11 protein-coding genes are annotated in these 13,785 nt (G+C 65.3%); 6 read left to right on the top strand and 5 right to left on the bottom strand.

Annotated elements, in window-relative coordinates:
• The first annotated feature begins 133 nt into the window (after positions 1-133).
• Both ACH4U8_RS20770 and ACH4U8_RS20765 read left to right on the top strand, forming a co-directional pair.
• Positions 134-457 carry a hypothetical protein gene (locus ACH4U8_RS20770; protein WP_395779233.1) on the top strand — a complete coding sequence of 108 codons (324 nt, stop codon included), beginning with the start codon at positions 134-136 and terminating at the stop codon, positions 455-457.
• Between the two features lie 10 nt (positions 458-467).
• Positions 468-1,109, top strand: coding sequence for a nucleotidyl transferase AbiEii/AbiGii toxin family protein (locus ACH4U8_RS20765; protein ID WP_395779231.1), 642 nt, complete (start codon positions 468-470; stop codon positions 1,107-1,109).
• 664 nt (positions 1,110-1,773) lie between these two features.
• On the opposite strand, the gene ACH4U8_RS20760 is transcribed toward ACH4U8_RS20765, so the two are convergent.
• Together ACH4U8_RS20760 and ACH4U8_RS20755 are read right to left on the bottom strand one after the other, a co-directional pair.
• Positions 1,774-3,003, bottom strand: coding sequence for a hypothetical protein (locus ACH4U8_RS20760; protein ID WP_395779229.1), 1,230 nt, complete (start codon positions 3,001-3,003; stop codon positions 1,774-1,776).
• 263 nt (positions 3,004-3,266) lie between these two features.
• A complete protein-coding gene (locus ACH4U8_RS20755) occupies positions 3,267-3,566 on the bottom strand; it encodes a hypothetical protein (RefSeq protein WP_395779227.1) in 300 nt (99 codons plus the stop codon).
• Positions 3,567-3,624: 58 nt separating this feature from the next.
• Here ACH4U8_RS20755 and ACH4U8_RS20750 point away from each other — a divergent pair, with 58 nt between their 5' ends.
• Entirely contained in the window at positions 3,625-3,768 is a 144-nt protein-coding gene (locus tag ACH4U8_RS20750) for a hypothetical protein (protein ID WP_395779225.1), read from the top strand.
• Positions 3,769-4,071: 303 nt separating this feature from the next.
• On the opposite strand, the gene ACH4U8_RS20745 is transcribed toward ACH4U8_RS20750, so the two are convergent.
• From ACH4U8_RS20745 to ACH4U8_RS20735, 3 genes are all read right to left on the bottom strand, one after another.
• Positions 4,072-4,347 carry a DnaB-like helicase C-terminal domain-containing protein gene (locus ACH4U8_RS20745; protein WP_395779538.1) on the bottom strand — a complete coding sequence of 92 codons (276 nt, stop codon included), beginning with the start codon at positions 4,345-4,347 and terminating at the stop codon, positions 4,072-4,074.
• Between the two features lie 124 nt (positions 4,348-4,471).
• Positions 4,472-7,867: a HelD family protein gene (locus ACH4U8_RS20740; protein ID WP_395779223.1), complete on the bottom strand. Its 3,396-nt coding sequence runs from the start codon at positions 7,865-7,867 to the stop codon at positions 4,472-4,474.
• A 93-nt stretch (positions 7,868-7,960) separates the two neighbouring features.
• Entirely contained in the window at positions 7,961-8,332 is a 372-nt protein-coding gene (locus ACH4U8_RS20735; RefSeq protein ID WP_395779221.1) for a hypothetical protein, read from the bottom strand.
• A 472-nt stretch (positions 8,333-8,804) separates the two neighbouring features.
• Here ACH4U8_RS20735 and ACH4U8_RS20730 point away from each other — a divergent pair, with 472 nt between their 5' ends.
• The 3 genes from ACH4U8_RS20730 (at position 8,805) to ACH4U8_RS20720 (ending at position 13,785) form a co-directional block, all read left to right on the top strand.
• Positions 8,805-9,116, top strand: coding sequence for a hypothetical protein (locus ACH4U8_RS20730; RefSeq protein ID WP_395779219.1), 312 nt, complete (start codon positions 8,805-8,807; stop codon positions 9,114-9,116).
• A gap of 75 nt (positions 9,117-9,191) precedes the next feature.
• Positions 9,192-9,704, top strand: coding sequence for a hypothetical protein (locus ACH4U8_RS20725; RefSeq protein WP_395779217.1), 513 nt, complete (start codon positions 9,192-9,194; stop codon positions 9,702-9,704).
• Between the two features lie 862 nt (positions 9,705-10,566).
• Positions 10,567-13,785, top strand: coding sequence for a helicase-related protein (locus ACH4U8_RS20720; protein ID WP_395779215.1), 3,219 nt, complete (start codon positions 10,567-10,569; stop codon positions 13,783-13,785).

Genomic DNA, 13,785 nt, shown 5'->3' with positions numbered 1-13,785 from the left:
GCAGGTCAGAGGCATGTTGTCACTCGACGTGACGTTGGTTCCGTAATATTTCGTGTCGTTTCGTGCAGGGCGTGTGGTCCACAACTGGTCCACGCGCCACGGAGCCTTCGGGACCTCTTGGCATACTGGGGGGGTGGACCTTCGCGGGCGGTATGCGGACGTCCGGCCGTATACGGTGCCGGACGTCTTCGCGGAGTTGGCCGGCCCGGCGGAGGGCGTCGTTGTGTTGCCCACGTCCTTGGACTGGACCCCCAAGCGGTCCTACGACCTCGCGGACGACGCCGATGTGCGGCTGTTGTACGAGACGGTGCTTCGTGAGGCGATGCACATCGAGGAACTCGGTCGCCACGTGAACGGCGAACTACTGGTCCAGGTGTGGCCGCGGCTGTGGTTGCCGCTGCGCCTGAGGGCGATGTGGGAGTCGAGGTTCCCCGACCTGGCGCCCGCCGCGACATAGCATTCCGGCCATGGATCCTCTGCACGCCAGGCTCGCTCGCGTCGGCCTCGCCGTTGCGGCCTCCTACGGTTTCGTCCTGGCAGGCGGCTATGCGGTCCAGGCCCACGGCTTTCTCGACCGCATCTCGGACGACGTCGACCTGTTCACCGACATCACCGACTCAACGGCCTTCTCGGAGGCGGTGGACCGTGTGGCCGCGGCCTACCGAGCCGACGGTTTCACGGTCGACGTCGCACTCCTCGGGGACGTGTTCGCCCGCTTCGCGGTGATCGATGAGACGGGTCGTGCGGCAAAGGTCGAAATGGGCTGCGACTGGCGATCCAACCCGCCGGCACACCTCGACATCGGTCCGGTCCTCCACCCCGACGACGCGGTTGCCAACAAGGTCACCACGCTGTTCGGCCGAGCCGCTCCCCGCGACTACTTGGACGTCGACGCGGCCCTCGCCTCCGGCCGCTACACCCCGGATCGCCTCCTCGAACTCGCCGAGGAGCACGACGCCGGCTTTGACCGCCCCTACTTCGCCCTGGCCCTCCAGGCAGTCGATCGCTGGCCGGACCGCGAATACGCGGTGTACGGAGTGAACGAGGAGCAGATCGCTCACATGCGTGAGCGACTGAAGGAATGGGCCACCCTAATCAGCGCTTCGTGAGCGTTGTCGGCGCGGGTGGACAAGCCCTCTCGGTTGCGCGGACTCTTCGCGGGGGGAGTGCTACCTCTCGCGAGAGGACCCGACACCGCTGACCGCCACAGTCCTGCCGATGGGCAGCTCAACTCGTGATGCGGAGCCGTTGCCGCGCCGCAGCTTCAACGCGATCGGGCTTCCCGGCCTGCCGATCGGCCGGTCGTTCGCCGCGCCCCAACCGCCGGTCGCCGCCGACTGCTCGCGCGCCCGCCCGTCGCCATACGGGTCGGGTTCGATCGGGGTCGTTGACGACGGATCATGTCCCTGCTTCTTCCGTAGGATGTCCTCCCCTCCTGCGCCCACCAATCGGGCCACGCCGTGCTCAAGCCCCTCAGGGAGCGCTCGGTGGTGGTGCGCGTCACCAGGGACGGCAGGCTCAGGGCCGCCGCCTCTTCCTGGGTCCCGCTCGAGTCGGTGATCACCGGCCGGCCCCGGCTGGCAGCCGGGTGAACGGGCGGTACGTGACGGGGCCGGGGTATCCATCCATGGGCGCTACCAGAGCACGGCGGCCTGGGAGAGGATGCCGCGCAAGTCTGGGCGGTGGAAACGTGGCAGTGGCCGAAAGTACCGCGACGGCGCTTGACGCGGATCCCGTCGAGAACGAGGCGTGTATGAGTGCGGGGTAGTCCCTTCATCGCCGCGTAGGCCATCCGATGTTCAAGCCCAGGAATCGCTTGATGACGGAATTCAAGGCCTCGGTTTCATCCGGATCCATGAACGTCTGTGCGGGCAGATGGTCGAGCTCAAGGGGCCCGACTCCGCTCACGATATCGTCATATGCCGAGGCGATAGCGGCTCCGATGAAAAGGTCCGTGGCTTCATCCATCGTGAGCTTGCTTTTCGGCCACGCCAGCACCCCACTGTCAACGACGCGAAGGGGGGCGAAAAACCACCAAGGATGGTCATCGGCTTCGGAGTCCAATAGACGAACGCCGTCAGGGTTGACCATCAAGGAACCGAAGTGGCTGATGGACCTGACATCCCTGACGCGCTCACGGTTGAGTAGCGAAGAGAAGAGAAGTGTCATTCTCGCGATTCTTTCTGCAAAGTGCCGCCCGGGGTTCGCCGTATCGCGCAGCGTGGAGTCTGCAGAGAGATTGGAGTCAATTGAACCCACGCGTATGTCGGTGTGACGGGTGATCGCACTGAAGAAGTCGGTGACCTGTCGCGGCGTCGGACGGACCGATTCTTGTTCGGAGTGCTCATATGTCCGGCGCTCCCGGAGAGTTATAGCGGCGAACATGAAGCGGTATGGGGGGTAGAGTTCACGCCAGTCAATGGTGTCGAGGTCGGAATGCAGACCAGGAAGGGGTGGATTTAGGGCGAAGTCGATGAGGGCCAGTACGTCGGAGTGTGAAAGTCTCCTGCCCGCTAGATTCTCGGCAAGACGATATGGCGCGCCATATTCGCCCCGCAGGTTGATTTCCCACATTCTGGAGAGGCTGCGATCCATTATCTGAGGATATGGCCCACGGAAGTGGTAATGCTCATCGAGCAGCCCTGCACACTCGAACAACAGCAGGGTTGTGATGGGCTCATCGCCCCCCAGCAGTGGTCCGAAGCCGTGCATGCGTGTGAATTTATCGGGTTTGCGCGTCAGCATCCCTTGGCCTTGCCACTGGCCCCAGACCGTGTCCAGCGCCAAAGAAATCGAAGCCTGCTCCCTGGCGGCATCCATGTCGCGCCAGTCGAGAGGTTCCGTGCCCAGGATGAGCGCATAGACGCGGTGCAGAACGAGCCACAGTCGAGCACGTTCGGCCACTGCGGGCCCGAACAGGCGGGATTCCCGGGAGTTCCTGCAGAACAGCCGCTGCCCACGAGATCGAAGGCCTTCCAGCGCGGATAAATCTCTCGTGTCCATGCTCCTGAGGGCATAGTCGGCCAGAGAATCTCTCGTGCCTCTCAACAAGTTTAGCAGGATTCCGATCGTGGAACCCTGAAAGCGCACCCAGTGGCTTGTCTCATGCGTGTGACGCAAGTTCCACGACATGACGGATGTCAGGAGATCGTGAGGGTTGTCTCGTGGGCGGTCCAGGAAGAGAAGCTGGCTCCGCAGGTGTAACTGGGCACCCATGGTGCTGTGTAGAACAGGCCTTGGATTGGCTACTGATGGACTGCGATGATTCAACCCTCCTGCTCCTGCTCTTCGTCATTTGGATTGGTGGGCTCGACGGGTTCGATGGGCCCGCGATCGCGAGCGCGATTTACAAGGGTTCGAACCAGGTCATAGATTCCATTTGTTGCTACCCCGGCAGCGATGCTGATTGCGATCTCGACAATTTGCCCATGGTGGAGTGAAGCGGCGCCATCGGTCTTTTTGGTCAGGGTGACGGTGCAGTGGTCCGCGAGCCGCGGGTCTTCGCGGATTTCCTCTTCTAGGAGCCGAAGATTTGCGGTTTCGCCTAGGTATGCCAGCGTATTCATGATCGGATCATATGCGTCGCGGTAGGACGGCGTCGGTGTTTTCGCTGGTCCCGACCGGTTGCATCGTTGGGGGATCGACATCCGCTACGCGGCTCCGATGCTGCGCGATATCGCGTCGGCGGGTCTGCACCGGCACGTGGTGCTCGCGACTGAGCGGGTCAAGGTACCCGAGGATCAGCACGCCGTGCTGGCGGAGGCGTAGTGGCCACCGCACGGCCTCCGCTCCCGCGACCGGGAGGGTACCGCCGCGCACATGGGCAGGACTGAGTGGTGTGACGAGCCGATGTGTCGTGCGCGACTTGGGGGCGGCATAGTGACGCCGGATCGAACGGCCAAAGATGTCGACGACCCGGAGCTCGCAGCGTCGCCAGGTGCTGCTGTTGGTGGAGGCACACAGACATTGCCGACGGCCTCGGCCAGCGAGGCCGGGTTGGGAACGATCATCGTTGGCCCCCAAGGGCTGGGCGGACGGGGAGCTTTCGGAAAGATGTCGATGAGGTGGGCGTTACGTCGGCATCCACTGGCGATCTGCTCCTGTGGGCGCCTTACACGTTGGCATGAGGTACGGCGAGGTGCCCAAGGCTCGGGTAGGTGTGGCCCTGTGTGGCATCCGGGGGACCAGGGGCATGAGTCGTGAGTAGTGGCCTTGAAAGGCGACCGCTACGGTTCCTGTCGGGCCGCCGCGTTGCTTTGCGACGTGGAGGTCCGCTTTGCCGGCGCGCGGCGAGAGTATGTCGTGGGTGTCGTCGCGGTGGAGGAGGATGACGTCGGCCTCGTCCAGGAGCGAGGGTCCGAGGCCGGACAGACGGGGCGTCAGAACTGTTCGCCTTCATTCGCAAACCACGCGGTATCACTTGCGCCTGCTTCGCCTGCTTTGGCAGGCGAAGCAGGGAACTGATCGACGGCTACTGGTGATTACTCACCCTGGAGGAGCCAAAGGCGGTGTCCGCGTTCTCGCCGCCCCAGCCAGTCGGGCTGCGCCAGATGACATTGACGTGGAAGACAGCACGCACCGTGTCCACGGACCAGTCGTCGGCGGGCGGTTCGGGGAGGACGAGGTAAAGACCATCCGCGGGCGTGGGCAGCGTGTGGTTGATCTCGAGCAGGCGGGCCGCGCCCGATCGCAGGTCCGCATATGTGGAGTGGCCTGCGCCCAGGGCCTCGTAGACGAAGAGACCGTGCCGGGTGACGCAGCTGACGTCGACGACCGAGGAGTCGGCCGGCTGGAGGTCCGCCCAGAGAAGTGTTGCCTTCAGCGCATGGCGGACCGCCTCGTGCTTCTTGCATGTACGGTCGGCTTCGGCAGCCGCTTCCAGCGCGTGGAGGAAACCGTCCTTCGTGGTCACAGCCGGTGTTGCGGCGGTGGTGTCCGCGATGGTCATCTGTGTTTCTTCCTTCTGATTGCGTGGTGTCGGGGCGACGGGGAGCGCGTCGTCGGAGTTCGGCGTCGTCGCCGTGTCGAAGCGCTCCTGGAGTTCTCGCCGTGCTTCGGCGAGGGGCCCTGCCCAGCCGGAAGCGTCCAGCCCCTCTGCGAGCCGACCCGCGTCGAAAGTCCCCTCCTTGAGCGCACGGTTGGTTGTGGTGGCGAGGTCGCGAAGAACTTCGAGTCGTCCTTTACCCGGATCACCGAACAGGTGCAGCACGTCGACCCAGTCGGCCTGGTCCCGGCGAAGGATGCGGTTGGCCATGCCCTGGAGCTCGGAGAGGCGGTTGCGGGCCTCGGGAACGTCACCGTCGCTGCCGGTCAGTTCTCCCAGCACGTTCAGCGCCGCGATATAGCGCCCCGCCATCCGCTCCGAGACGGGCGACCGGCCACGCTGTTCGGCGGTGAGTACCGTCTGACTCGTGTCGTTCGCGAACACCCAGCAGTCCAGCTCGTCACCCCGGCGTGGGGGAACCGAGCCTTGCCGTACGGTGAGCACGAGCGGCCGACCGATCACCGGAGACAGCGGCCTGACCTTGTACCGACCGCCGGAGATGTGGCCCACGACCTGGACCCGGACATCGCTGCCGATCCGGGGAAGGTTTTCCGCCGCGCCCGCCGGTCGGGCGTCCGGTGCCGAGGGTTCGATGCCATCCGCGGAGGCGGTGAGCGCTGTCGGCAGCGGGGCGGTGTGCAGGACTGTGAGGCTCTGGGTGCTGCGGGTGAGGGCAACGTACAACTGGCGCAGTCCTGCGGGGCCGCGACCGGCGATGGTGGCGGGCTCGACGACCAGGACGTGGTCGTACTCCATGCCCTTGGCCTGGGCGGCGGCCAGTACGGACACGGCCTCGCGATGCTGCTCGCCGACGGCGTCGTCCTCGTCGATCCTGCGGCTGATCGCCTCCAGCCAGTCCGAGTCGTCGGGAACGATGACGGCCACGGAGCGGGGGGTGCTGCCGTCACTGGTGTCGACAAGCCGGGCCACATGGGCGACGGTGTCGTCGAGCAGCTTCCAGGGTTCGGTCGCCACGGTCCGTACGGCGTCCGCGCCCGCCTCCCGGACGGCCTGGGGGTACGGCAGAGTCGGAGCGATCGCGTGTGCGAGCGGGGCAACGAACTCCATGATTTCGGCCGGGACACGGTAGCTCGTGGTGAGTTGAGCCACGCTCCAGTCGCCGTGGTCGGAGAGGAGCACGCCGAGCAGATCCCAGCTCGTTGGGATGTGGGCACCCGTCGCCTGCGCGAGGTCGCCCAGAACGGTCATTGAGCCGCCCACGGCACAGCGCCGCCGCAGGGAGCGGGCCTGCATGGGGGTGAGGTCCTGGGCCTCGTCGACGACGATGTGGCCGTATCGCGGTGGGGTGTCGCCGCTGATCAGCACGCGGAGCTCTTCGAGGCAGACATGGTCGTCGAGGGTCCACGGTTCGGCGCCGGCGCCGGCGGCACGGGCTCGCAGCAGGGCCGCCTGCTCGTGCTCGTCGAGGATGCCGTCGGCGCAGTCCCGCATGAGGTTGGCCGAGTCGTAGAGGCTGCGTAGAGCCTCTCGGGGGCCGGGAGACGGCCAGACGCGTTCGACGAGGCGCTCGACCCGGCGGTTGCGCTCCAGGTCACGGCGAATCGTGCCGGCCTGCCCACGGCGCGGTGCGATGTCGGCGAGCTCCTGCAGGAGCCGGTCGACGAAGAGGCCCCGGAAACGATCGCGCCGATTCCGGAACGGCCCGTCGCCGGCGTGGGCCCGGTCAAGGAGGGCGAGGACTTCCGACTTCGGCACGCGAAGGGTCGTGCTGCCGGCGGTGACGACGATCGCGGGCTCGTCGCCCTCGAAGGAGGGATCGACGGTAAGGGCGTCGAGAGCCTCGGGGCGGTAGTCGCTCTCCACGCGACGTCGCAGCACGGCCGCCATACGGTCGTCCGACTTCACGAGGCGCCCCTTCGGCGGGTCGGCGCCGAGGATTTCGCCCTCCCACAGCCGGTCCATCTGGACGGCGTTGACGTCCCGGGTGCCGAGGGTGGGGAGGACCTGGCCGACGTAGTCGAGGAACCGCTGGTGGGGGCCGATGACGAGGATGTCCTGGGCCTTGAAGTGCTCGTTGTTGACGAGCCAGGTCACCCGGTGGAGACCGACCGCCGACTTGCCGGTACCAGGGCCGCCCTGGACGACGAGGATGTCCGACGGCGAACCGGTGACCAGCTCCATCTGGTCGCGGCGAATGGTCTCGACGATGTCCCGCATCCGGGCGCCGCGCGACCGCTGGAGTTCGCGCAGCAGGAAGTCGTCCGGCTGGAGCCCCTTCCGCCGCTGCCGTCGCACGACGTCCCCCGGGGTGGGGGCCGCGTCCGCCTCCTCCGCCGCGCGGTCGTCGGCGGCCTGGCGGGGCTCCGGTAAGGCGACGGGCTCGGGTGTCGGCACGGCCGAGGGCATGGGAACGGGCGTCGTCGGCAGGGCGATCTCGTCGAAGTAGCTCTTGACGACCCGCTGCACGCAGCGGAGCTGCCGGCGCAGGACCACCTCGCCCGGCTTCTCGGGCCGGGTCTCGATCCAGGTCTTCGCCAGGGGGCTGGTCCACGGCAGCACCACCAGCTCGTGCGAGGCGTCGTGCACGCCGCGACGCCCGATGTACCAGGGGCGGGGCTCTCCTGCCGGATCCTCCGGTACGTCGACGCGGGCGAAGACCAGGGCTTCGTCGCCGAGCCCTCCGTAGGCTTCGGCCCGTGCCTTGGTTTCGGCCCGGTTGGCGATCCCGTCCTTGCCGCTCGCCGAGGCGGTGGCGGCCGAAGTGCCGCTCAGTTCGGCCAGTTTCGTGGTGTAGCAGTCGTACGCGTGGTCCACCGCCCGCTGCTCGCCGGCGAGGATCTCGTCTCGAGTGGTGGTACTCATGTGCGTCCTCCCTGCGGTGCCGGGGGACACCGCCACGGGCAAGTGCCCGTACCCCGCTGAAACAACTATCAGAAACCAGACGGTGGCGAACAGTCAGTGGATCAGTTCTCGGATGAGGTCGTCGGCCTCGGTCCGCCAAATCTGGGCCTGGTCGTACGTGGGCCCGAGCTCGTACAGGTGGTAGTGGCACCCCAGACTCAGCTGGGACCAGAGGGACTTCGCCCGTCGGGCCGTCTCCGTTGACGCGACGGAGTGCAGGAGGAGCAACTTGTGCCGCCCCGTGGTGCGGGACAGGCCGGGCGTCGCGGCTTCCAGCGCCCGGTCGACGCAGAGCTCCAGCCCGCCGCGCAGTGCGAGGCAGACGCCGCGGTACCGGCCGGCGGTCGTGGTGTCGGCGGGTTCGCCGTCGAGGAGGCGGTCGGCTGTGAGCAGCAGACCTTCCATGGATGCGGGAGGAGGGGTCATGCGGTCACCTCCGGCTTGCGGATCCTCCGCGTGGACGTGGCAAGGCAGTCGCCCAATCGGGTGCGACCACATCGCGACCACCCGGCCCGGCTCCGAGACCTGTTGAAACGGCTCTACACCGCTGCGGTCGCGGGTCGTTCGATGATGTGGCTCGGGGTCGGTCGAAAAGCCATGCGACCACACTGCGACCACCACGCCCCGAGACGAGGGAAAGGCCGCCCTCTCATTTCTGAGAAGACGGCCTCCGACCTGCGTAAACGCTGGTCGGGACGACAAGATTTGAACCTGCGACCCCTTGACCCCCAGCAGGGAGATGGGGCGTTTTCGTAGGTCAGGCGCGCTCTACTGCCCGTTACGGCGTTTGATTTCCATCGTATCGTGTCGATTTGCGCATGTCGTGTGGTCCACAAATGGTCCACAGGGCGGGACCTCTCGGGCGTCCGTTGGCATGCTGGGGGGAACGGACGCTCGCGTGCGCTACGCAGATGTCCGGCCATACGCGGTGCCGGACAGCTTCGCGGAGTTGACCGGCCCGGCCGAGGGCGTTGTCGTGTTGCCCACGTCCTTGGATTGGACCCCGAAGCAGTCGTACGACCTGGCGGACGACGCCGATGTGCGTCTGTTGTACGAGACGGTGCTTCGTGAGGCGATGCATGCTGAGGAACTCGTTGGTCACGTGAATGGGGACCTGCTGGTGCGCGTGTGGCCGCGGCTTTGGTTGCCGATGGGCCTGCGGGTGATGTGGGAGTTGAGGTTCCCGGACTTGGTCCCCGCCGCCGCATAGCATTCCGGGTATGGACCCCCTGCACACCTGCTCGCCGCCGCTGCCTCCTACGGTTTCGTTCTGGCGGGCGGCTACGTGGTCCAAGCCCACGGTTTCCTCGAACGCACCTCGGACGACATCGATCTGTTCACCGACGTCACCGGGTTCGCCGAGGCGGGGGATCGCGTGGCCGCGGCTTACCGGACTGAGGGGTTCACGGTCGATGTCGAATTCCTCGGGGACGTGTTCGCCCGTTTCACGGTGATCGACGAGACAGGTCGCGAGGCGAAGGTGGAGATGCGCCGCGACTGGCGATCCCGTCCGCTGGCACACCTCGGCATCGGTTTGGTCCTCCACCCGGATGAAGCGGTCGCCAACAAGATGACCACACTGTGCGGCCGAGCTGCTCCATGCGACTACCTGGATGTCGACGACACCCTCGCCTCCGGGCGCTACACCCCGGAACGCCTTCTCGAAACTCGCCGAAGTACACGATGCTGGTTTCGAACGACCCTATTTCGCGCTGGCTCTCCAGGCAGTCGATCGCTGGCCGGACCGCGAATACGCGGTGTACGGAGTGAACGAGGAACAGATCGCTCACATGCGTGAGCGACTGAAGGAATGGGCCACCACCCACATCAGTGCTCTGCGAGCGTTGTTGGCGCGAGTGGACAAGCCCTCTCGATTGCTCGGACTTTTTGCGGGGGTGGGGGATTGGTGGCTTTCGCGAGAGGATCCGGCGCCGCGGACCGTCACTGTCCTGCCGACGGGCACTTCAACTCTCGATTTGGCGCCGTCACCGTGCTGCCGCCTCGACACGATCGGGCTTCCACGCCTGTCAGTTGGCTGGTCGTTCGCCGCGCCCCGACAGCCAACCGCACGCTGGCGCCGACTGCTCGCTGGCCCGCCCGTCGCCGTATGGGTTCGGTTTGATCGGGGTCGTTCGCGACGGATCGCGTCCCTGCCTCTCCCGCGCGAGTTCCTCCTCTGTGGCCCGCACGATGTCCTCCTCTCCCGCGCCCACCAATCGGTCCACGCCCTGCTCAAGCCCTCGGGGTGTTCTGTGGTGGTGTGCGTCACCAGGACGGGCAGGTTTAGGGAATAACCCGCGGGCCGCTTTGCGGTGGACCCAGGACCTAGCGAGAGCATGAGCAGGTGCCCCGGGCCAGCGGCGCGGAGGACACCTTGCCGCAGGCAAGGGGTGCCAGGCGGTGCCTGGGTTCCGACCCGCCCGCCCCGAAGGCGCCTTCACCGAGGGAGCGTCGTGCAGCGACCCATCGCCCCACACATCGGAGTGATCGTTATCTATGAACAATGCGGACGAGTCGATACATCCTTGAGATCAAGCCTGAGCGGAACGGGTACACAGCCCGGCACTCGCCGTTAAGCTCTCCCTGGTCAGGGCGCTCGTCGTGGGGGATAGGTCGCTGAACGTGGTGGCCTGACGCTCAGACGGGGCTTGGGGGGGACCGTGACAGTCGCATTACCCGAGAAGGGCCGGCAGGTGCGCGTGGACGGCGCACTGGTTACCGTGCGCGATGCCGACCACGCCGGTGACGGCACCATTGAGCTGTTCGTGGTTGATGGAGTTGGAGCCCCTCAGCGCATTCTGCTGACCACTGCCCAACTCGAAGCCGGTCTCGTTCCCGTCAACGATCGTGGTGGCGACCCGGACAGGGCGCTGACTGGTTTATGGGGCCGCTGGATGCAGCACGCCGTGCCGCGTATTCGCTCTGCGGTGCTAGCAACTCGCCCCTTGAAGCCGTTCGCTCACCAGGATGAAGCTGTACATGGGCATATGCTCACTCAGCCGCGCCTCCGGTTTCTACTCGGAGACGAGCCTGGGACCGGCAAGACGATCATGGCTGGCATGTACCTAACTGAGGGGCGCCGCGTCGGCCTTATCCAGGGCCGAGCGGTGATCATTGTTCCTGCGCACCTTGTTACGAAGTGGGAGCGAGACCTTCAGCGTCTCTTCGGAGTGACGGCCAAGCGCATTACTGCAGCGATAGCCGCAGACCCGGCCGATCTGGACCCCCGCTACGACACTTGGCTCGTCTCGCTGGACCTCTTCACCCACAATGGTGAGGTTCGTCGGAAAGTGGCCGGCTCGCACAGCTCTTGGTCGCTCGCCATCTTCGATGAGGCCCACCGCCTAACGCCGACGAGCCAGTTTCTTGCTGCGGCACGCCAAGTAGGCGACTGCTCCCACCACTTGCTGCTCATGACGGCCACGCCGCATCGCGGCAAAGAGCACTACTTTCGCGGTTTGATGAACTTGCTGGATCCCACGTTATATCCCTGGGATCCGCGCAAGACCGACTACGAGACGGCACTCGTTCCCTCGAAGCTGTCGTTCCTGCGTCGTATGAAGGAAGATCTTGTCGGACATGACGGGTCGAAGCTGTTCAAACAGCGATTCTCCGAAACGATTTCGGTGGATCTGAACCCATATGAGTCAGCCGTGTATGACGCGGTGATGGACTACGTGGAGACCTTCTACGCGGACTCTGCCACGCTGGCACGCTCGATCTACGGTAAACGGGCCGCATCGTCCCTGTCCGCGGCTGCTGCGACGTTGCGTCGTCGCCAGGCCGCCCTCATGGGCGCTGCCCATGAGCGCACCCACCCGGTCCCTCCGGAAGGGCTGATCACGCTGCACGGCCTTGGTGCCGCGGCGGATGATGACGAAGCTTGGGCGCGAGCAGAGACGGCCCTCGTGGCCGCGCGAACCAAGGACAAGCCTCATGAGCTCGCAAAAGTTGCATCACTCCTCGAAACGTTGACTCGGGCCGAGGTTGCTCAAGCGCCAGCGAAATGGTCTCTTCTGATGCAATTAATGGAGCGTCATGGTCTTCGCCAAGGAGAGGGCCAACTCCTGGTTTTCAGCGAGTTCTCTGATACTGCGCGATGGCTCCAGGCGCGCTTCGAGGAGACGGGGTTCAGCTCGCGAGTCCTCGAGGGGTCCGTCGACCATATAACTCGCGATGCGCTGCAGGAGGATTTTCTGGCGGGTGAGTTCCAAGTCCTGGTATCCACCGATGCTGGCGGCGAGGGGATCGACCTCCAGTCCGCTCACGTGATGGTTGACTGGGACCTGCCTTGGTCTATGGTGCGCCTTGAGCAGCGGATGGGTCGACTACACCGAATCGGACAAGAGAATCCCGTTTACGTTTATCACTTGGTCGCTCCGCACACGAGAGAGGGGCGAGTCCAGCAGGTGATGCTGACCAACCTTGAGAACGCAGGAAAATCTCTCGAAGGTAAGGTCTACGACCTACTGGATGCCACGGCCGATCGCGCCGGTTTCGACTGGGGTAAAGCAATGCTGGATGCTCAAGCGGGGCGAGAAGTCGTCGTTCCTGACACGCAGACGCTAATCGCTTCGGCCCAGGCACTCGTTGCCGAGGAGCGGAGCCTGGCCACACCAGCCAACGTCTCCGAAGCCCTGGAGAGGTTTGCAGCAGACCGGCTCGAGGCTATTAACCCGATCATTGTCGAAGCGATGGTCGAGCAGATTGCCCGCACCGAACGTTGGCGAGTAGGTCCCGGTCCCGCCAAGGGTATTCGGGAAGTTGCTGCGACCCTCGCACCATTACCCAAGGCGTTGGGCAGCATGTGGCACGCCTATGTGGCTGCGGCCGGTGACTCCGTACGGCAGGCGATCAACGACGGTGCTGCTGGCCTCGACAACGTGATCGTGCTCGGTCCTACTGAGGAGCCCTTTCAGGAGCTCGTGGCACACGCGCTGGCCCTCGGCGAAGCGGACCTGGTCCGCGGATCGACTCTGGTCGACAGTGGTTCGCTGACTTCGTACGTACTGACCCTTTTTGATGCGGACATTCAGGTGCACAACGGTCGTACCAGGATCATTCGCAAGGCTCCGTTGCTCATCCGGTGTTCCCTCGGGCAGGCGATACCCGTGGCGTGGGACTCTCTCATGAAGTTGCGCGCACCAGCCCTCGAGGACTCGGCGGCGGAGGGCGCTGACTCGCTACCGCCTGCGGTTCGCCACGATGCTCATGAAGCAGCCCGCGAAACCCTGCGGAGCCAGGTTACAGCCCTCGTAGACGAGCGCCGGGCCTGGATAGCTGCCGCCCGATCGCAGCTGGATGCCACCCAATACCGGTTCGAAGAGTCCATTGCAGACCGGCCGCTCGACGAGCGGCGCGCCCTGCTCGAACAGTTCGCTGTGGCGAAGTCGTCGCGGGAAGCTGTCCTTGAGGACATCGCTGGCGTTACGGCTAGCTCCGTGCGACTTGTCGGATGGGTGAGCGTGACGGGCGGAGCGCGGGTCGAGACGTTGGGGTACGACCCGGATGCAGAACAGGTGGCAATTACCACCGTGGTCACCGAGCTCGAACGTCTGGGATATGACGTCGATGATCGGCAGAGCTCCGGGGTGGGTTATGACCTTTACGCCCGCCACCGGGCAACCCGAGAGCAAAGGCTCATCGAGGTGAAGGGGCAGAGCGGTCCCCTACGGGCCATTTGGCTCGAACAGAACGAGTGGGCGCAGGCTCAACAGCGTACGGATGCGTACTGGCTCTACGTCGTCATCAATTGTGCGGCTAGTCCATTCGTCGCCCTGCGGCAGCAGGATCCCGCCGCCGCCTTGAGCGGGCATCGGCGAGTCGAACGCTTCCAGATCCCACTCTCTGAGCTCAACAGACTGATTGGAGACCAGTAG

Source organism: Embleya sp. NPDC020886 (assembly GCF_044333915.1).
Lineage (GTDB): Bacteria > Actinomycetota > Actinomycetes > Streptomycetales > Streptomycetaceae > Embleya.
The sequence above is the reverse complement of the archived record's forward strand: the minus strand, read 5'-3'. Positions and strand labels throughout refer to the sequence as shown.